Source organism: Candidatus Phycosocius bacilliformis (assembly GCF_003112735.1).
Classification (GTDB): domain Bacteria; phylum Pseudomonadota; class Alphaproteobacteria; order Caulobacterales; family Aquidulcibacteraceae; genus Aquidulcibacter; species Aquidulcibacter bacilliformis.
This window is the reverse complement of the sequence record NZ_BFBR01000008.1, coordinates 33,037-53,120: the sequence shown is the minus strand read 5'-3', so window position 1 is coordinate 53,120 and position 20,084 is coordinate 33,037. Positions and strand designations below refer to the sequence as shown.

Annotated in this window: 21 protein-coding genes; 11 read left to right on the top strand and 10 right to left on the bottom strand. The window is 57.9% G+C overall.

Annotated elements, in window-relative coordinates:
- Positions 1 to 25 precede the first annotated feature (25 nt).
- The 5 genes from PbB2_RS12600 to nadC all read left to right on the top strand — a co-directional run bounded on the left by PbB2_RS12600 (position 26) and on the right by nadC (position 5,135).
- Entirely contained in the window at positions 26 to 478 is a 453-nt protein-coding gene (locus PbB2_RS12600) for a tyrosine phosphatase family protein (RefSeq protein ID WP_145959881.1), read from the top strand.
- Between the two features lie 15 nt (positions 479 to 493).
- On the top strand, positions 494 to 1,474 hold the full coding sequence (locus tag PbB2_RS12595) for an NUDIX hydrolase (RefSeq protein ID WP_108985688.1): 981 nt from the start codon (positions 494 to 496) through the stop codon (positions 1,472 to 1,474).
- Positions 1,475 to 1,712: 238 nt separating this feature from the next.
- Positions 1,713 to 2,795 (top strand): quinolinate synthase NadA, encoded by a 1,083-nt coding sequence (gene nadA, locus PbB2_RS12590; RefSeq protein WP_108985786.1) that lies wholly within the window; start codon positions 1,713 to 1,715, stop codon positions 2,793 to 2,795.
- A 1-nt stretch (position 2,796) separates the two neighbouring features.
- Positions 2,797 to 4,296, top strand: a complete 1,500-nt coding sequence (locus tag PbB2_RS12585; protein WP_108985687.1) for an L-aspartate oxidase — start codon at positions 2,797 to 2,799, stop codon at positions 4,294 to 4,296.
- Positions 4,293 to 5,135 (top strand): carboxylating nicotinate-nucleotide diphosphorylase, encoded by an 843-nt coding sequence (nadC, locus tag PbB2_RS12580; RefSeq protein WP_108985686.1) that lies wholly within the window; start codon positions 4,293 to 4,295, stop codon positions 5,133 to 5,135. Before PbB2_RS12585 ends, nadC begins: the two co-directional genes overlap by 4 nt.
- Positions 5,136 to 5,176: 41 nt before the next feature.
- Here the strand turns inward: nadC and PbB2_RS12575 are convergent, their stop codons facing one another.
- The 4 genes from PbB2_RS12575 to PbB2_RS12560 all read right to left on the bottom strand — a co-directional run bounded on the left by PbB2_RS12575 (position 5,177) and on the right by PbB2_RS12560 (position 8,218).
- A complete protein-coding gene (locus PbB2_RS12575) occupies positions 5,177 to 5,629 on the bottom strand; it encodes a DMT family transporter (protein ID WP_238165006.1) in 453 nt (150 codons plus the stop codon).
- Positions 5,626 to 5,823, bottom strand: a complete 198-nt coding sequence (locus tag PbB2_RS12570; protein WP_108985685.1) for a 2-hydroxymuconate tautomerase family protein — start codon at positions 5,821 to 5,823, stop codon at positions 5,626 to 5,628. Before PbB2_RS12570 ends, PbB2_RS12575 begins: the two co-directional genes overlap by 4 nt.
- Positions 5,824 to 5,896: 73 nt before the next feature.
- Positions 5,897 to 7,159, bottom strand: a complete 1,263-nt coding sequence (locus PbB2_RS12565) for a pilus assembly protein TadG-related protein (protein WP_108985684.1) — start codon at positions 7,157 to 7,159, stop codon at positions 5,897 to 5,899.
- Between the two features lie 183 nt (positions 7,160 to 7,342).
- Positions 7,343 to 8,218, bottom strand: coding sequence for an alpha/beta fold hydrolase (locus PbB2_RS12560; RefSeq protein WP_108985683.1), 876 nt, complete (start codon positions 8,216 to 8,218; stop codon positions 7,343 to 7,345).
- 59 nt (positions 8,219 to 8,277) lie between these two features.
- On the opposite strand from PbB2_RS12560, the gene PbB2_RS12555 reads away from it, so the two are divergent.
- The gene (locus tag PbB2_RS12555; protein ID WP_238165004.1) at positions 8,278 to 8,817 is read left to right on the top strand and encodes a TetR/AcrR family transcriptional regulator; all 540 of its coding nucleotides are present in this window, start codon (positions 8,278 to 8,280) and stop codon (positions 8,815 to 8,817) included.
- Between the two features lie 9 nt (positions 8,818 to 8,826).
- A complete protein-coding gene (locus tag PbB2_RS12550; protein WP_108985681.1) occupies positions 8,827 to 9,588 on the top strand; it encodes an RluA family pseudouridine synthase in 762 nt (253 codons plus the stop codon).
- Between the two features lie 4 nt (positions 9,589 to 9,592).
- Here the strand turns inward: PbB2_RS12550 and PbB2_RS12545 are convergent, their stop codons facing one another.
- From PbB2_RS12545 to dapA, 5 genes are all read right to left on the bottom strand, one after another.
- Positions 9,593 to 11,131 (bottom strand): 2-isopropylmalate synthase, encoded by a 1,539-nt coding sequence (locus PbB2_RS12545; protein WP_108985680.1) that lies wholly within the window; start codon positions 11,129 to 11,131, stop codon positions 9,593 to 9,595.
- 121 nt (positions 11,132 to 11,252) lie between these two features.
- Positions 11,253 to 11,444 carry a hypothetical protein gene (locus PbB2_RS12540; protein WP_108985679.1) on the bottom strand — a complete coding sequence of 64 codons (192 nt, stop codon included), beginning with the start codon at positions 11,442 to 11,444 and terminating at the stop codon, positions 11,253 to 11,255.
- 48 nt (positions 11,445 to 11,492) lie between these two features.
- Complete coding sequence (locus tag PbB2_RS12535) at positions 11,493 to 12,218, bottom strand: TVP38/TMEM64 family protein (RefSeq protein ID WP_108985678.1); 726 nt, start codon at positions 12,216 to 12,218, stop codon at positions 11,493 to 11,495.
- 4 nt (positions 12,219 to 12,222) lie between these two features.
- Positions 12,223 to 12,690: an SsrA-binding protein SmpB gene (smpB, locus tag PbB2_RS12530; RefSeq protein WP_108985677.1), complete on the bottom strand. Its 468-nt coding sequence runs from the start codon at positions 12,688 to 12,690 to the stop codon at positions 12,223 to 12,225.
- Between the two features lie 5 nt (positions 12,691 to 12,695).
- Positions 12,696 to 13,583 carry a 4-hydroxy-tetrahydrodipicolinate synthase gene (gene dapA / locus PbB2_RS12525; protein ID WP_108985676.1) on the bottom strand — a complete coding sequence of 296 codons (888 nt, stop codon included), beginning with the start codon at positions 13,581 to 13,583 and terminating at the stop codon, positions 12,696 to 12,698.
- 280 nt (positions 13,584 to 13,863) lie between these two features.
- On the opposite strand from dapA, the gene PbB2_RS12515 reads away from it, so the two are divergent.
- The gene (locus tag PbB2_RS12515) at positions 13,864 to 16,200 is read left to right on the top strand and encodes a lytic transglycosylase domain-containing protein (RefSeq protein ID WP_192576326.1); all 2,337 of its coding nucleotides are present in this window, start codon (positions 13,864 to 13,866) and stop codon (positions 16,198 to 16,200) included.
- A gap of 21 nt (positions 16,201 to 16,221) precedes the next feature.
- Here PbB2_RS12515 and PbB2_RS12510 read toward each other — a convergent pair whose 3' ends face one another.
- Complete coding sequence (locus PbB2_RS12510; RefSeq protein ID WP_108985673.1) at positions 16,222 to 17,280, bottom strand: MBL fold metallo-hydrolase; 1,059 nt, start codon at positions 17,278 to 17,280, stop codon at positions 16,222 to 16,224.
- 244 nt (positions 17,281 to 17,524) lie between these two features.
- Here PbB2_RS12510 and PbB2_RS12505 point away from each other — a divergent pair, with 244 nt between their 5' ends.
- From PbB2_RS12505 to PbB2_RS12495, 3 genes are all read left to right on the top strand, one after another.
- Positions 17,525 to 18,262: a metal ABC transporter ATP-binding protein gene (locus PbB2_RS12505; RefSeq protein ID WP_108985672.1), complete on the top strand. Its 738-nt coding sequence runs from the start codon at positions 17,525 to 17,527 to the stop codon at positions 18,260 to 18,262.
- A gap of 75 nt (positions 18,263 to 18,337) precedes the next feature.
- Positions 18,338 to 19,180 carry a metal ABC transporter permease gene (locus tag PbB2_RS12500; protein ID WP_145959880.1) on the top strand — a complete coding sequence of 281 codons (843 nt, stop codon included), beginning with the start codon at positions 18,338 to 18,340 and terminating at the stop codon, positions 19,178 to 19,180.
- On the top strand, positions 19,161 to 20,075 hold the full coding sequence (locus PbB2_RS12495; protein WP_108985670.1) for a metal ABC transporter solute-binding protein, Zn/Mn family: 915 nt from the start codon (positions 19,161 to 19,163) through the stop codon (positions 20,073 to 20,075). Before PbB2_RS12500 ends, PbB2_RS12495 begins: the two co-directional genes overlap by 20 nt.
- Positions 20,076 to 20,084 lie beyond the last annotated feature (9 nt).

Sequence of the window (20,084 nt, the reverse complement as noted above, 5' to 3'; positions counted from 1 at the left end):
TGTCTCCCGATTGCAGCCTTGGGGCATGATTACTTTGCTGGATCCAGCCAGCATGATCGACACACCAGAGGGTTTGTCGCCCGACACACATCTCAAACTTGGCCTCAATGATGTTGTCCATGTTCAAGAAGGATTGGTGCCGCCCGCGGTCGCCCATGTTCACGCCATCCTCGATCACGTCGCCGCTTGGGACCAATCTGCCCCGCTTCTGGTACATTGCTGGGCAGGCGTATCACGTTCAACCGCTTCGGCCTTCATGGCGGCCTGTGCGCTCAACCCTGATGTCGACCCAGTTCGTATTGCTTGGCACATTCGTGAGGCATCGCCGACTGCCACGCCGAACCGGCTTTTGGTACGTTATGCCGATGAGATTTTGGGGCGGGATGGTGCGATGATTGCAGCGGTGGACGCTATTGGTCGAGGCGAGGACTGCTGGGAAGGCGTGGCCTTTGATTTGCCTGCCCGCTGGGAGCTGTAAGATGGAGCACAGCCGATGAGTACCAGACCACGTGTCATCATCGGCTTGTCAGCCGTGGTTGTCGCCGCCAGCGAAAAGGGCCCCGAAGTGCTTTTGAGCGGCGGAGCAGGTGCCACAGGTCTGCCATTCGGCAGTTTTGATCCTGTCGGTCACCGCACATTTGAACTGGCAGTGCGTGATTTTGTGACGGCCCAAACTGGCTATGCATTAGGCTATGTCGAACAGCTTTACACGTTTGGGGACAAGGGTCGCGAGGCCCCCCTCGCCGATATGGGTCCAGCTGGCGGGGGTGACGGCGACCGCGTGGTGTCGGTCGGCTATATTGCTTTGGCGGGCAGCATTGGCGAAGGCCAACGTCGAGCAGGAATCTGGGCTGATTGGTACCGTTTCTTTCCGTGGGAGGATCGCCGCCGCGAAAATGGGCTTGAAACAGCTGCCAATTTGGTGCGTGATTTACAGGCTTGGGCCACGACCTCAGATCAGAAGAGCCGGGTTGCGATGGCCTTTGGCTTAGCGGGGCAAATTTGGCAGGATTCCCAAGTGCTTGACCGCTATGAATTGCTGTATGAGGCCGGCTTGGTCACCGAGGCTCTTCGAGACCGAGCGAGAGATCATGTTGGGCTGAATCAGGCCGCGCAAGCCGCGACCCTGCGCGCCAGCGGCGGGGAAGCCATGGTGTCGGATCATCGCCGTATTTTGGCCACCGCCATGGGTCGCCTGCGCGCCAAAATCCGCTACAGACCCATTGTTTTTGACCTGGCCCCAGACCGTTTCACATTGAGCGGCTTGCAGGATCTGGTCGAAGTGCTTTGCGGGGTCCGGCTGCACAAACAGAACTTCCGCCGCACTTTGGAACGATCAGGCCTGGTTGAGCCAACTGGTGTCATGCATGCTGAAACGGGAGGGCGGCCGGCGATGCTGTTTACGCGCAGCCCATCAAGTCGGCAGAGCGGGGCTCCAGGCTTGACCTTGCCACTGGCCCGCCGCCAAGATTGATCGAGATTTTTGCACCAATCATCTACTTGATCCAAAGCAGGCTCTATAGCCGACATTGACAGGCACTTATGCTCACACTAAGTATAAGCCTGCTAGCCCAGAGCGGATGTGGGTTTTGCGCCGCCACACTAATACTCATATTGAGCATTAGTGTTCAGGAGATAATATGATGGCGTTAATTGATCTAACCCGTGGCAAAACTGCATCGCCAGAATGGAATGCCTCTGTAACCCACGTCATGCCGAAAACGGGTGCGCACGGCCTGCTTTATGATGAGCAGGTCAAGGCCGAGACAGACCATCTCTACGCGCGTGTGCGTCATGTTATCACCCCGCTGGAATGGCCTGCCTATGCGCCTCTAATTGCGGCCATCAACCGGCTCAAAGTTGAACGAGATGCTGTGATCCTGGCGCATAATTATATGACCGCCGACATCTTCAATTGCGTTGGCGACTTCCGTGGCGATAGCCTTGGCCTGGCGCGCGAAGCCGCGAAAGTGTCGGCAAAAGTCATCGTGCAAGGTGGGGTCCATTTCATGGCTGAGACCTCGAAAATCCTGTCACCTGACAAGACGGTATTGATCCCGTCCTTGCAGGCTGGATGCTCACTGGCTGCCTCAATCACCGGGGCTGATGTGCGCCTGATCAAGGCCCGCTATCCCGGCCTGCCCGTGGTGACCTATGTCAACACAACCGCCGAGGTAAAAGCGGAGAGCGACATATGCTGTACCTCAGCCAATGCCATTGCGGTGGTCGAAGCGGTGGCACGCGACTGGGGCGTGGACAGGGTCATTCTGCTGCCGGACGAATTTCTTGCCAAAAATGTGGCCGCCCAGACCAAAATCGGCATCATATCCTGGCACGGCAAATGCGAAGTGCATGAGCAATTCACCGCTGACGACATCGCCGAAATTCGCGCTTCCCATCCTGGAGCCATCATTCTGGCTCACCCCGAATGCCCGCCCGACGTTGTGGCGGTGTCGGACTATACCGGCTCAACCGGGGCGATGAGTGACTATGTTCAGCGTCATAAGCCTGCAAAAGTTGTGCTGATCACGGAATGCTCGATGAGCGACAATGTTGCAGCCGACAATCCAGATGTGGACTTTATCAAGCCCTGCAATCTGTGCCCTCATATGAAACAGATCACGCTCGAGGCAATTTATGATGCCCTTCTGCATATGCGTCACGAAGTTACGGTTGAACCCGAACTGGCGGCACGGGCCAAAAAGGCGGTTGATGCCATGCTGGCTCTGCCGCCTGCCCCAGCGGGTCGGTTTGATCCGGCCCGACGCGTCCCTGACACTCTTGAATTGATCTGAGGTGGACACGATCCACCCCAAGGACGGCAGTGTCCTGATCGTCGGGGCGGGCCTCGCTGGTCTGTTTCTGGCCCTCAAGCTTGCCCCGCGTCCATGCATCGTGGTCTCGCCGACCCCGGTCGGACAAGCCGCATCAAGTGCGTGGGCCCAAGGGGGGCTGGCCGCAGCACTCGCCCCGCAGGACAGCCCACACGCCCATGCTGCTGATACCATCGCTGCTGGTGCCGGCCTGGTTGATCCAGCGATGGCCATGCTGATCGCACAAGATGGCCCTGCCCGTGTGGCAGACCTTTTGGACTTAGGCGTGGCATTTGATCGGCAAGCCGATGGCAGTCTGGCCTTATCCTTAGAAGCCGCCCACAGCTTCCCCCGGGTGGCGCGGGTGGCAGGCGACCTAGCCGGGCGGGAAATCATGACCCGGCTCATCGCGGCTGTTCGCGCAGCAGACCACATCACGCTGATTGAGGGCGTATCAGCCCGCGCTTTGCTCCAAACCGACAGCGGCAGGATCGGCGGCATTCTGGCCATGAATGGGGCTCCAATGCGCTTGGAGGCGGCAGAGACGGTCCTCGCCACCGGTGGCGCAGGTGGCCTGTTTCGGGTTACCACCAATCCGGTTGAGGCTGCCGGGCACGGTCTTGCCATGGCCGCCCGCGCGGGTGCCTTGATCGGAGACCCTGAGTTTATCCAGTTTCACCCCACCGCAATGGACCTAGGGCGCGACCCGGCACCTCTGGCAACCGAGGCCTTGCGTGGCGAAGGTGCGCGTCTGGTTAATCAGGACGGCACGCCCTTCATGGCACGCTATCATGATCTGGCTGACCTTGCCCCACGCGACATCGTGGCGCGTGCTGTGGCGCAGGAAAGCCAATCGGGTCGGGGGGCATATTTGGATTCACGTACCGCTGTTGGGGAGGATTTTCCAATCCATTTCCCCACCGTTTTTGCCGCGTGTCAGGCTGCAGGCCTCGACCCGCGCACCCACCTGATCCCGGTTGCCCCCGCTGCCCATTATCACATGGGTGGTATTGTCACCGACATCTGGGGCCAGACGACGCTGGCAGGGCTTTCTGCAATCGGGGAATGTGCCTCAACCGGGGTCCATGGGGCCAACAGATTGGCCTCCAATTCGCTGCTGGAAGCGGTTGTCTTCGCTCATCGGGTCGCTGAACGCTTACGCGAGACCAGCGTGACAGACGCCCCTGGCGGTCACGCGGACATGCCATCCCCATTGCCTGATACCAGCCGCCAAGCCTTGCGCCAGGCCATGACAGCATACGCAGGCGTGGTTCGTGACGAAGCCGGTTTGACGACCTTGATAAACCAAATTGATCAGATGAAAGATCAAACAGGGGCTGCCAATGAGCTCATCACCGCACGTCTGATTGCCCAGGCAGCCTTAGCCCGCACCGAAAGCCGCGGCGGCCATTATCGTCGCGACTTTCCCACCACGTTTGAGGCCGCCCAACGCAGCTTCATCACTATGGACACCCCGTCATGACCCATGTGCCTGATATTGTGATTGAACCCATCGTTCGCTTGGCCTTGGCTGAAGATCTGGGCCGGGCCGGTGATGTCACGACACTGGCCTTGATTGACCCACAGCAGGAAGTCCAGTGGGTTTTGCGAGCCCGCCAAGCCGGTGTTCTGGCCGGACTGGATGCAGCCAGGCTGACCTTGCGGCTGATTGATCCATCGGCGCGTTTGGACGTATTGCTCGAAGATGGGGCCGCGCTTCAGCCAGGCTCAGTGATTGCCCGGGTGCAAGGACGCGCCCAAAGCCTCTTGATGGCAGAGCGGGTGATGTTGAATTTCCTTGGCCCCCTCTCGGGCATTGCCACACTCACAGCCCAGTTTGTGGCAGCCGTGGCTGGCACCAAAGCGCGCATCACCTGCACACGCAAGACCACACCGGGCCTACGCGCTTTACAAAAGCAAGCTGTGAAACTGGGGGGTGGGTCCAACCACCGCTTTGGCCTGGATGATGCCATTCTGATCAAGGATAATCATGTGGCGGCAGCGGGGGGCATCGGTCCGGCTCTGAGGCGCGCGCGCGCCCATGCGGGGCACCTGATGCCGATAGAGGTCGAGGTCGACAGCCTTGCCCAATTGGAAGAGGCCCTGCCCTTTCAGCCAACCTGCATCATGCTCGATAACTTTAGCCTTGTAGACCTCAAATCCGCCGTTGAACTGGTAGCTGGACAGGTGACTCTGGAGGCCTCTGGTGGGGTCAGTCTACACACAGTCAGCGCAATTGCCGCCACAGGTGTCGACTATATTTCTGTTGGTGCCTTGACCCATTCGGCCCCATGCCTCGACCTCGGACTGGATGAGGCCTGAGGTCTAACAAACTTTCTTGAAAAACAGATAGTTGAACAAATCTAGCCGGGGTGGCGTGCCAAAAACACCCCACAGGCCATGAGCACAAGTCCCAAGGCACGGGTTAAGGTGAGAGGATGTCGTTGCGCACCAAATAGTGCAAAATGGTCAATCGCCGTTGCGCTGACCAATTGGCCTAACAAGACCAGAAAGATGGCATTGCCCACACCAATGCGCGGCGCGGCCAATGTCACGGACAATACATAGAAGGCCACCAAAAACCCGCCTAGCCAGAAGCCAGCCGGTGCCACTGGCCTAAAGGGATTGGTGGTACCGGTGATGAGAACCACAAGGCCACTGGCCAGCATCCCCACCACAAACAGCACAAAGGCTGCCCCAACCGGGCTTCCCAACCGCACGCCGAGACCTGAATTGAGTGCCGCCATGACCGGGATGCCAAATCCAGCCACCAGCATCAGGACTGACAGCCACAGTCCTGCCCCAGCACCATTCATCGCGCCCGCCTTTGGGAGACGCTTTGCCCGCCAATGCCCCAATTGTCGGTTTCGACTTCGGTAATGATCACCACGGTGGTATCGGGATTCTTGCCCAATTCCTCAACCAGAAGGTCGGTCACCTTGCGGATCAGTGTCTCTTTTTTCTGCGTCGTGAGCCCATCGGGCGTGAGGCTGATCTGAACAAGCGGCATGGCATTTCCTTTCGCGCGGCCATGCTTGATTGGTTTGCGCGCTTAGACAAGCCTTGATTGAGTGCCCTGAGGATTATTGCCGCAGCCGTGGCGGTATCGTGTTCCCAATGCCAGCCTGATTACCAACGCCAATGGGCACAGGCACTGGCGAACCGATATAGTCCGTATTGATAACCAGACGCGCACTGCTGGACAGATTGATGTTACGCGCGACCACAACACTCCATTCGGAGTTTTCTGCCACATCGCCCTGACCGCCAACGATCAAGCGAGACATCGGCAGATAAATCGTTCCCAACAGTCGGTCGACACTTCCAGAAGCCAAGCTCGTATTCGCGTAATTGTTGCGGGTTGCAACAAGGAGGAAGCCGGCCCATTGCCCGGATCGTCTGCCAGACAGCGAAATTGATGCGCTATTGTTGGCGCTCAATGCATTGCCGCTGGTGAACATTAGCATCACATCCTCACCTACCAGCCTGCCTTGCCCGGCAACTTTTAGGCCCTTGCAGAAATAATATTCCCCAGGGGTAAGCGACAGGATTGCCTGACCTGTGACGGTGTATTCTGTGCGGTGCATGCCGGGATTGAGCGTGGTGGTACCCTGCGCCAAGGTCACTTGGCCGCCATCGGCAATGGTTGAACAGTCTTGGGGAGGGGCGATTACTCGATTGGCAAAGGGGTCCTGTATGCGCAAGGCTCCGCTGCTGGCTGCTGGCGTGAAACCTCCCCCGATCGCCACACCAGTCGCTCGAGGTGATCCAGCTTCAACCTTACCTGAATTCTGCAGTCGGAAATCACTATTGGAATGGACAATACAATTGGTCGCCTTGATCGAGGATGTGTTGGCCAGATTAATCGCGACGCCCCCAGTTGTGGCATCATCGCCGATAATGCACAGGGGCTGCACGGCCAGCGATTCTGCAACCGCTTTAACTTCAATCCGGAAACCACCCGGCGGGACCAAGTCGCCAAAAAAGGATGGACGGACAGCAAGCCCTTCCACCATATACGTACCATCTGTATTTTGAGTTGCTTTGAAGCTGACAGCGGCCCGCGTAGCGAAGTCGCCAACTTGGGCCATGGCAAAGGCTTCAGCATCACTGGTTGACTGACGTTGCTGGGACCCAACAAGGATCAAATTCTGAGCGCCCGACAGGGCCGCTGCATCGGCGGCCGATTGCATCAAAGCACGCTCCCCACTCACGGAGATCAGTTCACTGGCAATGGCGATACCCATCGAAAGCGGAATCAGCAGGATCGCCGCAGTGACCGCAATATTGCCGCGCCCATCGCGGGCACATCTTTTTGATTGCTGTTTTGGGGGCCACACTCTCATTATGCTAGGCCAATGCTTCTGCTTGGTGCATCGCCATGCTAGAGAAATATTGTTTCTTATGAATTAAACAGAGAAATCAAAATTTTTCCTTTTGTCGAAATTTTCACACGGGCGAGATTGGCGTGAGTTGCACAGAACAAGACACCCAATCACTTTGGTCCTTTCGCATTCATTAACTTGTATCTACTGGCCTAACTTTCTGGAAAAGGCCAAAAAATCAGCCTGGAAGGCCGCTGGATCCTCAAGAAAAGCTGCATGTCCCCCGTGATAAAATCTAACGTTTGCAGCAGGGATGGCACGCACCGCCTGACGAGATCGTGACCAAGCCACAAGTTGATCGCCAAGTGCCCAAGCAAACAAGGTCGGCACTTGCACGTTACGAGCCCGGTCGATCAAATTGGCTTCTGGACGGGCAAAGCTCTCCCACGCATCGACAAGCACGTCGGCCATGGCAGGCCCAGCAGCAATGATGCGGGCGCGTTGGGTGTGTGCCTCACGACCTTGCAGCACCAGCTTGTAATAAAGGCCAAAGGCTGCAGGAAACCATAAGGCCCCGCGCTGCCCAGCCTTAAAGAAGCTAACCAACGCGCCAATCACCATACGCGCTAAGCCATCAATCGGGGCGAGCCCGCCGGGGTTGCACAATACCAGCCCCGCCACTGCGTCAGGTCGGTCAAGGCCCGCAATCAAGGCGGCGGCGCCGCCAATCGAATTGCCAATGACGATTGGCTTCTTGGATCCAAACAAGCGTGGAATCAAAGCCAAAACAATCATGCCATAGCGTTCGGCACTGGTTTTGGCCCCCGTGGCATCGGCTGGGCTGGCCCCGTGCCCCGGCCAGTCCACACAGACAATCTCAAAACCCAATGGAACCAGAGCGTGGCTCAAGGCTTCAAAGTCACGACCGCCATGGGCTGTTGCATGAAGGCATAAGACAGGCACGCCTTGGCCGCGCCGCGCCACGGCGACCTGTGTGCCGGCCACATCAATAAGCTCAAATGGGGCTTGCACCCCGACCGCTGCACGTAAAGCCTCATGTGCTGAATGCATCTTCATCATGTCAAACAATGTGATATCAATATCACTTGATGTCAAGTTGGACCCGAAGCAAGGGAGCTATGAGCGACATGACGGATCGCAAACAAGGAGCACAGCGCCTGATCGCAGCAGCCCGTTTGGAGTTTAACGAAAAGGGATTTGAAGGAACCCACACCAATGCCATTGCCCGGCGTGCGGGCTTTGCGCCGCAAACCTTCTATCGCCACTTTGCTGACAAGCTGGCGATTTTTCTGGCGGTCTATCGCTTATGGGCCGAGGAAGAGAACGAGGCCCTGTCATCGGCGACCAGCCCTGATCAGATGGTCGATGTGCTGTTGCGCCATCACGCGAGCCACCGCCTGTTCCGCCGTGCCTTGCGGTATTTGACAAATCGGGAGGCAGAGGTTGCCCGCGTGCGGGCGCACTCACGCCAGAGCCAGATGGCGGCAGCCATGGCTCGGTTTCCAGCGCTTGATCCAACCAAAGCCTTGTTGCTGATCCTGACGCTGGAGCGGTTGAGTGACGGCCTGATCGAGGGGGAGATTGAGGCCTGTGGCATAAGTGCGGCGGCGACCCGTGCCGCCATGGTCGACTTGCTTGAAAAGGCTCGCCTGGGCTAGTCAGCAGCCATGGTTCATCCCCGCCGCCCCCATCGCCTGCCCAAACCAAAGCTGGTCCCAAGGATTAGCCCCGATGATCAGGCGTTTTTGCGTGGTCTGGTGGTGTATGAAGATGAGGCGCTGCTCGCGCTCAACAAGCCCTCTGGCCTCAGTGTGCAAGGGGGGTCGGGGGTGCGGCGCGACCTCGACCATTTGCTGTGGGGCTTGGCCACACGCAAAGGCCGCAAACCCAAATTGGTGCATCGTCTCGACCGTGAGACGTCGGGCCTGATCCTCGTGGCTAAAACAAGCCCTGCAGCGGCCCATTTGTCTGCCCAATTCGCGCAACGGACGACGCAAAAGACTTATTTGGCGCTGGTCTGTGGGCACATGGCGGACACCCACGGCACGATTGACTTGCCTCTGCGCAAAGTGACTTCAGCGGGGCTTGACCTGATGGTCCCCTGCCCGCCGGATCATCCCGACGCCCAACAGGCACTCACCCTTTACAATGTGCGGGCCAGCAATGGCGTGGCGAGCTTGGTGGAGGTTTCCCCAGCCACAGGCCGCATGCACCAGATCCGCGCTCATTTCTCTGCCCTTGGGCATCCTTTGGCAGGCGACAGCAAATATGGCGGCCTGATGGTGGTTGCATGTAAGCCGTGCCCGCGCCTCATGCTGCATGCATTGGCGCTGACACTGGCCCATCCGCAGACCGGGGCGGCCTTGACCCTATCGGTCCCACCACCGGCCGAGTTTCAAGATTTTGTCGAGGCGATTGTTCCGAGGTGACAGTTCAACCCGCCGCTTGGGCGTCTTCGCCACGTTCGCGCTTGGCCCTCAGGCGCGCTAAGGCGCTGGCATAGGCCTTGGCCGATGCCACCAATGTATCAGCATCAGCAGAGCGTGCCGTGACAATGCGGCCATGCTCGCTCAAGCGAACCGAGACTTCAGCTTGAGCATCAGTGCCCTCGGTGACGGCGTGAACTTGATAAAGATCGAGCACAGCCTGATGGGGCACAAGCACTGAAATCGCATTGAAGACTGCATCGACCGGGCCATTACCGCGCTGGGTCGTCCACGCGGGCTTGCCATCAATTTCCAGATCGATTTCAGCAGTTTGTGGACCGTCTGTTCCAGCCACCACCCGCAGGCGCACCACTTTAATCGCATCGTCAAAATGGGCAGCCGCATCATCCACAAGCGCAATGATGTCATCGTCATAGACATGCTTCTTGCGGTCAGCCAATGCCTTGAAGCGGGCAAAGGCATCTTGGAAGGCGTTGTCGGACAATTCATAGCCCATGTCGCGCAGCTTGTCCTTGAAGGCATGGCGACCTGAATGCTTGCCCATCACCAGATTGGTCGCCCCTTGGCCAACATCTTCCGGGCGCATGATTTCATAGGTCTGGGCATGCTTGAGCATGCCGTCCTGGTGGATGCCGCTTTCATGGGCAAAGGCATTTTTGCCAACAATGGCTTTGTTATATTGGACCGGGAAACCCGTGATGCGGCTCACCATTTTTGACGCCATCATCAGGCGGGTGGCGTCAACACCCGTGGTAAATGGCATGCCGTCGCCGCGAACCCGCAGGGCCATGACAATTTCTTCCAAGGCCGCATTGCCAGCCCGCTCTCCCAAGCCATTGATGGCGCATTCGATCTGGCGGGCCCCGCCTTGAACGGCGGCCAAGGAATTGGCCACCGCCAAGCCCAAATCATTGTGGCAGTGGGCAGAGAAAATCACCTCATCGGCACCGGGCACATTGGCGATGACATCGGCAAACAAAGCGCCATATTCGCTGGGGAAGGAATAACCCACTGTGTCAGGCAGATTGATCGTGGTGGCCCCGGCCCGAATGGCGGTCTCAACCGCCCGCAACAGGAAATCCCGCTCGGTCCGCGTGGCATCTTCGGCCGACCATTCCACATCGTCGGTATGATTGCGCGCCAAGGAAACCGAGCCGTGGATGGCTTCAAGTACGGCGTCAGGCTCCATCTGCAGCTTGTGCTTCATATGGATGGGTGACGTGGAAATGAAGGTATGGATGCGCTTGCGCGGGGCAGGCCTTATGGCCTCGGCACAGCGCTCAATATCCTTGGCACCGGCGCGTGACAGCCCACAAACCGTGCTGTTCTTGATGGTGCGGGCAATGGCATGGACAGCGTCGAAATCGCCCTGACTGGCGATGGGGAAGCCCGCCTCAATCACATCGACAGCCATATCTTCGAGCAATTTGGCCAGCTCGATCTTTTCAGCATGGCTCATAGACGCGCCCGGCGATTGCTCGCCATCGCGCATGGTGGTGTCAAATATGCGAATTGCTTGGGTCATGATGCTTCTTGGCCTGATTTTGAGATGATTTGAAGGGGCTTTCTGGCAGACTATGATCGACTGCCCGCCCCGGATGACATTGGCTTCAGATCCCCTGAGCGCCGTCACCCGACCATCTGGCCTAGCGACCCTTGCGCGCCCAAGGGCTGATAAGCAGCCCTGCTAGCTTTAGATGAAGTCGCCCCGCGTCCACCATGAGCGCGCCAGCCCGCTGGACCAGATCATAGTGCGCAGCCGCAATTTCCTGCCCATTGCGCAGGAATGCAGCAAAATCTTGCGCCTCAATACGACCGAAAGGAAAAAACTTGCGCATGGGTGGTTGATGAGCCTCTCAAAAGGCAAATTAATTCAGTTTTTCAGCTCAATCAAGGCCTTGTTGTGCAGCTTGCCGATTGAGAAGCGGGCGCACCACCAGCACCAGCACCAGATAAAGCGCGATGGCGGCGACAAAAAACCAGATGGCACCTTGGTTTTCACCCTTGAGCACTTCACCCAGGCCATGGGCTCCAAAGGCGACCAGACAGATTTTTGGCAGAATGCCAATGCCTGTGCCGCCAAGAAAGGACAGAAAGCGCACTTTGGCGGCACCCAAAGCCATGTTGCAGACAATGAAGGGGCCTGATGGGACCAAGCGGATGATGAGGCTGGCCAACAGACCATTCTTGCCAATGAAGCTCAAGGCACGGGTTCCCCGCCCACCGAGCAATTTCTTGAGGGCGGCTGCCCCTCCGACCCGGCCCATGGCAAAGCCCACCAAAGCGGACACCAAGGTGGCAATCCAGCTGAGCACAATGCCTTCAGATGGGCCGAAGACCGCCACTGTCGCGGCAATCAGCACAACTTGGGGCGCACCAATAAAGGCCAAGGTGGTAAAAGTGGCAGTCACTGCTACCGGGGCCCACCATACATCACGCAGGCCGCGCAGAAATTGGGCGATGCTGCCTTGGTCGAGATCGACAAACATCATGCCAGCGGTCAGCACAACCCCGGCAATCGAAAACAAAATGAAGGCAACCCACACCGCGCGCGCCGCGGTCGAATCCATCTCGGTGAAAAAGCGATAGAAGCGATCGAGCCAGCCGGTCATCGACCTATCCCCGGTCCCGCATCAGGCGACCCTGCTCGCGTTTCCATTCCCGTTCCTTGGTCGTATCGCGCTTGTCATGGGCCTTTTTGCCCTTCGCCAGCGCCAGTTCCAGCTTCACCATGCCGCGGTCATTGAAATAGAGTTTCAGCGGGACCACGGTTCGACCTTCGCGATCGACCGCGGCGAACAACTTATTGATTTCACGCTGGCGCAGCAGAAGTTTGCGCTTGCGGCGTGGTTCATGATTGAAGCGGCTCGCCGGACCATATTCTGGAATGTAGGAATTAATCAGCCAAACCTCACCAGCTTCAGGACTGGCATAGCTCTCGGCAATGTTGGCGCGGCCCGCCCGCAGGCTTTTGACCTCGGTCCCACTCAAGACCAAGCCTGCCTCATAGACATCCTCTATGAAGTAATCAAAGCGCGCGCGCTTGTTATCGGCAATCAGCTTACGGGGTTGTTCAGGACGCATTGCGCTTATGTGCCTCGCAAGGCCCCGGCAGCAATCATCGCCGTTTGGACTGCAACCCGTGTGGCCTGAACCGGCGGCACCAATGGCAGACGCAAATCCTCTGCGCACAGTCCCAAGGTTGCCATGGCGAATTTGGCAGGGCCCGGATTGGGCTCAAGGAATAAAGCACGCTGCAAAGGGTCAAGCCGCTGGTTCAGGGCGCGGGCCTCGACCATCTCACCGGCAGCCAGCAGGTTCTGCAATTGGGCACATTCGCGCGGCATGATGTTGGACAGAACCGACACACAGCCCACAGCGCCATAGGCCGCAAACCCCAAAGCCAGATTATCATCGCCGGCAAAGATCGAAAACGGCTTGTTGATGCGCGCCAAATGCAGGGCCGTGCGCGAGGGATCCCCCGCACTATCTTTCAAGGCCACCACATTGGGATGCTTGGCAATTTCGGCCATGGTGTCAGGCAAAATGTCCACATTGGTGCGGCCGGGAATATTATAGACCATAATCGGCAGGTCCACCGCATTTCCCAAGGCATTAAAATGGGCGATCAGACCAGCTTGGCTTGGCTTATTGTAATAGGGTGCCACGATTAAAGCCCCGTCAGCCCCTGCCTTCTTGGCAACCTGCATGTGGCGAATGGCAGCTTGGGTATCATTTGATCCACATCCCGCCAGAACCGGCACACGACCAGCCGCGGCTTCGATTGCCAAATCAAACAAATGCCAATGCTCGGCATCGTCCACCGTTGCACTTTCCCCGGTGGTGCCAACTGGGATAATGCCATGGACGCCATTGTCGATCTGCCGCTCGATCAGGGCCTGAAAGGCAGCATCATCGACGACGCCGTTGCGAAACGGCGTGATCAGAGCTGTGTAAACGCCTTTGAAAACCGTCATAGCGTGGTGGGCCTAACTGAAAATTGAGTGGTTCGTGACAGCCCTTCTTGTCTGCAATTGTGACGGATGCAAGGCCCTAGGGCAGGCAATCTCCCCCTTTTTCCCGCGTATGGCGCGTGGATTTTTTCAGGCCATGGTCTAGGTTCTCTGGGCGATGCTGGTTAAACAGCCGCACTGATCCGACCCCATGGGGCGTTCTAAATTGGATTATTGACCCCGAACCCACCACAAGACGACAGCCCCTCCCCCGGCGATTAATCGTTTCTGGAGTAGATTTGATATGCGTGCCCTAGATCGGACCAAGGTCAAAACCCGCCGGCCCCTCGCAGGATTGGGATTGGCTTTGCTCACCGTACCAGCACTGGTTATCACCCAAGCTGCTGCAGAACCTGTGCAACCCGCAACCGTGCCACCCCCTGCTTTGCTGCCTGCAAATCCGCCTGTAGCTGTGCCTGTCCCCGTTCCTGTCCCTGTTCCTGTCCCCGTGGATTTGAAACCAGCAAACCCCGCAGTCGCCTTGGCTCCGACAACGCCAATCGACATTCTCAAATCCTCCTTGCGCGCCGCTGAGCGCGGTGATTGGGGCAGTGTGCGAACCACCATCGCAACCACGACGGATATGCGTATCCGCAACCTCTTGCTGTGGAGGCTGGCGACCGCTGATTCCAATCCAGCAAGTTTTGAGGAATTACGCCGTGCCCTCGACCAATTGCCCTTTTTCCCTCAGCGCCAGCTCATCCGTATAAGGGCCGAGCAGCGCATTGCTCTGACCTCGCTTAGCCTCGCAGACAAGCGTGCCTTTTTAGAACGCCATGAACAGGGCCTTGATCATGCAGGTCCGATCTCCGGAGAAGGCAAACTTGAATTGGCGTCCGTGCTGTTCTCGCTTGGTGAGCGGGATAAAGCCCGGCGCTATCTATCAGATGGTTGGCGCAATTTCCGTCTCGATAGCGCGACTCAAGCCGCCTATCTGACCCGACTTGGTGGCGAACTCACCACGGAGGATCATGATGCGCGCGTAGATTTTCTGTTGTGGACTGACCGGATTACTCAATCGCGACCCCTATGGCCTTTGATGAGTGAAACTGGCCGTCTCACGGCGCAGCGTCGGGTTGGGATCGCAACCGGTGAGACGGTCACTTTGACAGGTGCCAGTCTAGATGATCGCGGCATTCAATATCAGCGCGTGCGCAATCTGCGTCAGAACGGTCGGCGCGCGGAGGCCTTGGCCTTGTTAACCCAGATTGACTCCCGTGGCCTGCCAGAGCCCGGCCAGGACCTGATCTGGACTGAGCGGCGTAACTTGCTGAATGAGGCAATTGTGACGCGCGACTGGCAATCGGCCTATCGGATCGCCTCCACCCATGGCTATGCGCGTGGCGAGCGGTTTGCAGATGGTGAGTTTGTGTCGGGTTGGGTGGCGTTGCGCTTCCTCAACCAGCCTGAAGTGGCCTTGCAGCACTTCAAACGGTTGGAAAGTGTGGTGCGGACACCGGTATCGCGTGCCCGCGCGCTTTATTGGCTGGGGCGCACTGCAGAGGCTTTGCAACAGACTGAACAGGCCCAAACCCATTACCGTGCGGCGGCCGCCTTCCCCACTTTCTATTACGGACAATTGGCGGCCGTGAAAGTCGCCCAAGCCCAGGGACAGATTGCCCGCCTGACGCTGCCGCCCGAACGATTGGCGAGTGAGGCAGATCGCGCACGCCTTAACGCGCGGCCCATGATGGCCATCATCAATCTGTTGTCGGATGCGGGTGAAAACCAGTTTTTCCGCCAATTTGCCATGGCGCTTGACGATGAACTCGATACCGAGGGCGAGCATCAGGCCCTCTCTGAATATGCGCGTGCGAAAGATGAGCCCTCGGTGGCGATGCGGGTGGCCAAAGCAGGTCTCAATCGCGGAATTTTAGCGACAGAAGCTGCCTTCCCGCTCATGCCAATCCCGCGCCTGGTTGGCTATGGCCAGATTGAAGATGCCTACACATTGGCCATCACCCGCCAGGAAAGTGAGTTCAATACGCGGGCGGTTTCGTCAGCCAATGCGCGTGGCTTGATGCAATTCCTGCCTGCAACGGCTGCCAGCCAAGCCCGCAAGATGGGGCTGGAACATGATACCAGCTGGCTGATTAGCCGGCCCAGCCACAATGTCACCTTGGGTTCGGCGCATTTGTTTGACCTCGTCAATAATTTCTACGGCTCCTATGTGATGGCAGCAGCTGCCTATAACGCAGGTCCGGGCCGGCCGCGCCAATGGGTTCAAACCTATGGGGAGTTTCGAGAAACCGATCTTGAAACCGCTATTGACTGGGTGGAAAAAATTCCCTTCGCCGAAACTCGAAATTATGTGCAGCGGGTGATGGAGAATATCCAAGTCTATCGCGCGCGCCTTAATGGTGGCAGCTCGGTGATTACGATTGGTGAGGATTTGCAACGCGGCAGGCGCCCGCCACCAATATTCAATGTTACGATTGCCGCGGGTGCCGATCAGCCTGGAGGTCCACCGGCTTTAACGGCTGAGGAAACAGCCAATCAGCCAACTTCAGCCGAGCCCGCCGCCTCGCCCATGCCGACAGGCAATCAAACAGCTCCGGCTTCGGCCCCACGCAGCCAGTAGGACGCAGTCATTGCAAATTGATCAGCTGGCTTGCCGATAGAGATGGACCCCATTTGTCGCCGTCTCGCGGACGGCCTCTCCGCGTGCGATCAAACAATTGAGATGGGCAAGTGCCTCACCCGTCGCCATGCCTAAAACCTCCCCGGAGATGGGCCGCTTGAACAATGGTGAGAAGCACTCCACCACCCGCCGAGGCGTAACCAGCCAATCCGCCAGCCGCCGCAGCGCGGTTTCATGATTGTCGATGAGGTCATCCAGGCGCTTATGCAGCCCCAAAAAAGGTTCATTATGGGCAGGCAAAACCAAAACGTCAGGATCAATCAAGTCCTTAAGTTTGTGGCAGGACTGGATCCAGTCCGTCATAGGGTCGCCATTGGGCTCGGTTGGGAACACTGACACGTTGGACGAAATTCGCGGCAACACCTGATCACCCGAAATGAGAAGCTTCAGCTCAGGCTGGTACAGGCACACATGCTCGGGGGAGTGACCGCATCCGGTCACCACATGCCAGACCCGGCCACCAATCACGATATGCTGACCATCGCCCAAGCGCTCATAAGCATCAGGTAGACGCGACACGGCTTTACCAAAACCGCCAAACCGAATGCGATAAGTATCAAGAGCATCCTCGTCCCAACCTGCGGCGCGGTAAAACGCGACCCCGGCTTCTGGGGCTTCGCGACCGGTGTCAGCCACCAGGGTCCGACATGTGAGATACTCAAGCCGCGACATCCAAAGGCTTGCACCAAATTTACGCGTAATCCAGCCCGCCAGTCCAACATGATCTGGATGCATATGGGTGATCAGGACTTTCTTGACCGGCAGGCCTTCAAGGACTTGATCGAAAATCGCTCGCCAGTGCAGACGGCTTTCTTCTGTCGCGACGCCAGTGTCTACAATGACCCAACCATCATCATCGCGCAAAAGCCAGAGATTGATCCATTTAAGCGCAAAGGGCAGTGGCATGCGCACCCAATAGACACCCTCTGCCACCGCCTTGACGGCACCTGGTGGTGGCGGTTCGCCACATGGATAGGTCAGCCCATTGGCAGAATTGAGTTCCACGCCATCCATCGACATTGTCGCATCCTCATACACCCGGTGTTCTGCGGCTTGGTAGTGGGGTGCCGTGTCCGGTTTCCAAAAGGCTAGCGCCGTCAGCCCGTCTCGCGCAAGGGCGACAGACTTATCCACCACGCAATGTAATAATGTAACATTTTCGCTTCGCTTTTGTGTGGTTTGGGAGTAAGGCAAAGCCAAGCTGGCCAATGTTTTTGAGTGACAGGCCAATCTTATCTCACATTCCCTCGCAGGAAAATGCTCCATGAGTCTGATTTTAGACGATTTATCTATTGGCTATCCAGGCCAACTGATTATGGCAGGCATAGGAGGAGAGATCCCAACCGGCAGCGCCGTCGCCTTAATCGGCCCGAATGGTGCGGGCAAATCCACCCTGCTTCGGACACTGGCAGGCGAACAAGCCGGCTTGCGCGGCAGCTTCACGTGGCAACCCAATAACCGGCGTCATCGCGGCATCGCTTGGTTGCCACAATCTGCCAGCCTGTCGGCCAAAGCCCCCATCAGTGTGCGCGATCTTGCCGCCATGGGATTGTGGGGGCGGCTGGGGTTGTTTGGCCGTCCGTGTCGTCATGATCAGGAACGAATTGATCATGCACTTGAAACCGTGGGGCTGATCGATCAGCAGCAACAATTGGTCGCCAATCTGTCAGGTGGCCAGTTGCAGCGGGCGCTGTTTGCCCGCCTAGCCGTTCAAGATTGTGGCTTGATCCTCTTGGATGAACCATTTTCGGCGGTCGACGCTGCTTCCGAAAGCCAACTATTGGCCATGATCCACCACTGGACTGGTGAAGGCCGCACGGTCATTGCCGCTTTGCATGATCTTGAGTGCGCCCGCCGTTTTCCGGTCTGGTGGGAGTTGTCGCGCTTTGGTGCCATCTTGCGCCGCAACGATGACCAGCCTTTGACGCGCGATAGCCTGAACCGGGCGAACAGGGCAAACGAGCCGTTCTACCCGGTAAATGGCCTTGCCCCTTCGGCCTGACCCTGAACCGAAAGACTTAAAGGCGTGGATGGGTTTATTCTGTCACTTGTGACCCCCTTTCTTGAGTATGAATTCATGACCCGGGCCGCACTGGGAGGCATAGCTCTGGCCATTGCTGGGGCACCCTTGGGCGTGTTTCTGGTGTTGCGACGCATGAGCTTGGTAGGTGATGCCGTCGGCCATGCTGTTCTGCCGGGGGCAGCAGCAGCAGCCCTGCTCAGTGGGGGCAGCACCTTGTTCATCACGTTAGGCGCAGCAGTTACCGGCAGCCTTGTTTTTATGACTGCCGGGCCCGCCAGTCGACTTTTGCGTCTGCCAGAGGATGCAGGCTTTGCAGTCTTTTACCTCGGCGCGTTGGCGGTTGGGGTCATGCTGGCCAGTTTGGGTGGTGGGGTGATTGACCTTGATCGGCTGCTTTTTGGTGCGGCTTTGGCGATCGACAATCTGGCGCTTGGGCTGGCTCTTGCCGTTGCAATACTGGTGCCCATCGGCCTTGCCATCATTTATCGGCCCTTGCTGATCGATACGCTGGACCCGCAATTCTTGCGCCGATCGGGTGGGCCGGTGTGGGCCGGCCCTCTGGCGCAGGGCATCTTCTTTGGTTTGCTGGGACTGTCGACTGTGGCCTCGTTTCATGCCCTCGGCGCATTGATGAGCATTGGGTTGATCATTCTGCCTGCCATTGCCGCTCGGTTCTGGGCCAAGGGCGTTCCTGGCATGATCGGAGCCGCTTGCCTGATTGGTATTGGCGGGGTGATTGCAGGATTACTGGCATCCTTCCATCTGGCCGCCCCGGTCGGGGCAGCCATTGTTGCCTGCCTTGTGGCATTGGTCTTGATTTCAGCCTTGATGGGCAGCAACGGTTCGTTGCTTGCCCGACAGTGGGGACAGAGAAAATATGCGCCCCGCCCGACGTGACCTGCTGACCCTTTTGGCAGGCGGCATGTTGATGGCCGGCTGCAAACCGGCAGGCAATGCCACCCCCCTGCCCAAGCCCAAGAGCGACCGACCGCTGGTAATTGCCTCCATGTCGGTTCTGGCCGACGTGGCGCAGGCCATTGGCGGAGATGATCTTGAGGTTCGCTCAATCATCGGCCCGGACCAATCCGCCCATCATCATGATCCAAGCCCGAAAGATCTCGTTGGTTTTGAGCGAGCAAGCTTGGTGATCCATGTTGGCTTTAAGCTGGAAGGATGGGTTGCCCGCCTACCCGAAAGCACTGGCTATCGCGGCCCGATCGTGCAGGCTTCAGAAAGCATTGCGCCAATCCTGGTCCAAGGCACTATTCCTGACCCTCACACATGGCAGAGTTTTGACGGGCTCTTGCGCTATGCCCGCACGATCTCCAAAAGCTATGGCGAAATCTGGCCACATAAGGCCGAGGCTTTTCGTGGCCGGTTTGTCGATTTTGTTCAGCAACTTGCGGCAGCGCGGGAGGCCGCAAGCAGCGCGCTGGCCACCCTAAGCTCACAGAAAACTCTGCTGGTCGTGCCACACAATTCCTTCCGTTACCTTGGGCGTGAACTTGGTCTTGAGTTTCTGGCCGTCTCAGATCTAGCCGGTGGCACCCAACCCTCAGCCCAGACGCTGGCAGGCCTGATTGACCAGATACGCCAAGCCGATGCCGCAGCCTGTTTCATCGAAGGACCGGGGGATGAACGCCTCATGGGCGAAATTGCGCGTGAAAGCGGGGCTCGTTTGGGGGGCCGGCTTTATGCCGACGCATTATCAGGTCCAGATGGCCCCGCGGCCACCAGCATCGCTATGCTGACCCATAATGTGACCACCATCGCCAACGCCTTAAGAGGCTGACAACACCGA

Bases quoted from the DNA above. Each gene is read 5' to 3' on its own strand.
- PbB2_RS12575 (WP_238165006.1), bottom strand. From the start codon at position 5,629: ATGAATGGTGCTGGGGCAGGACTGTGGCTGTCAGTCCTGATGCTGGTG.
- PbB2_RS12540 (WP_108985679.1), bottom strand. From the start codon at position 11,444: ATGCGCAAGTTTTTTCCTTTCGGTCGTATTGAGGCGCAAGATTTTGCT.
- PbB2_RS12545 (WP_108985680.1), bottom strand. From the start codon at position 11,131: ATGACCCAAGCAATTCGCATATTTGACACCACCATGCGCGATGGCGAG.
- PbB2_RS12600 (WP_145959881.1), top strand. From the start codon at position 26: ATGATTACTTTGCTGGATCCAGCCAGCATGATCGACACACCAGAGGGT.
- PbB2_RS12500 (WP_145959880.1), top strand. From the start codon at position 18,338: ATGACCCGGGCCGCACTGGGAGGCATAGCTCTGGCCATTGCTGGGGCA.
- PbB2_RS12535 (WP_108985678.1), bottom strand. From the start codon at position 12,218: ATGACCGGCTGGCTCGATCGCTTCTATCGCTTTTTCACCGAGATGGAT.
- nadC (WP_108985686.1), top strand. From the start codon at position 4,293: ATGACCCATGTGCCTGATATTGTGATTGAACCCATCGTTCGCTTGGCC.
- PbB2_RS12570 (WP_108985685.1), bottom strand. From the start codon at position 5,823: ATGCCGCTTGTTCAGATCAGCCTCACGCCCGATGGGCTCACGACGCAG.
- PbB2_RS12555 (WP_238165004.1), top strand. From the start codon at position 8,278: ATGAGCGACATGACGGATCGCAAACAAGGAGCACAGCGCCTGATCGCA.
- PbB2_RS12550 (WP_108985681.1), top strand. From the start codon at position 8,827: ATGGTTCATCCCCGCCGCCCCCATCGCCTGCCCAAACCAAAGCTGGTC.
- dapA (WP_108985676.1), bottom strand. From the start codon at position 13,583: ATGACGGTTTTCAAAGGCGTTTACACAGCTCTGATCACGCCGTTTCGC.
- PbB2_RS12560 (WP_108985683.1), bottom strand. From the start codon at position 8,218: ATGATGAAGATGCATTCAGCACATGAGGCTTTACGTGCAGCGGTCGGG.
- smpB (WP_108985677.1), bottom strand. From the start codon at position 12,690: ATGCGTCCTGAACAACCCCGTAAGCTGATTGCCGATAACAAGCGCGCG.
- PbB2_RS12565 (WP_108985684.1), bottom strand. From the start codon at position 7,159: ATGAGAGTGTGGCCCCCAAAACAGCAATCAAAAAGATGTGCCCGCGAT.
- nadA (WP_108985786.1), top strand. From the start codon at position 1,713: ATGCCGAAAACGGGTGCGCACGGCCTGCTTTATGATGAGCAGGTCAAG.
- PbB2_RS12510 (WP_108985673.1), bottom strand. From the start codon at position 17,280: ATGTCGATGGATGGCGTGGAACTCAATTCTGCCAATGGGCTGACCTAT.
- PbB2_RS12495 (WP_108985670.1), top strand. From the start codon at position 19,161: ATGCGCCCCGCCCGACGTGACCTGCTGACCCTTTTGGCAGGCGGCATG.
- PbB2_RS12505 (WP_108985672.1), top strand. From the start codon at position 17,525: ATGAGTCTGATTTTAGACGATTTATCTATTGGCTATCCAGGCCAACTG.
- PbB2_RS12515 (WP_192576326.1), top strand. From the start codon at position 13,864: ATGCGTGCCCTAGATCGGACCAAGGTCAAAACCCGCCGGCCCCTCGCA.
- PbB2_RS12595 (WP_108985688.1), top strand. From the start codon at position 494: ATGAGTACCAGACCACGTGTCATCATCGGCTTGTCAGCCGTGGTTGTC.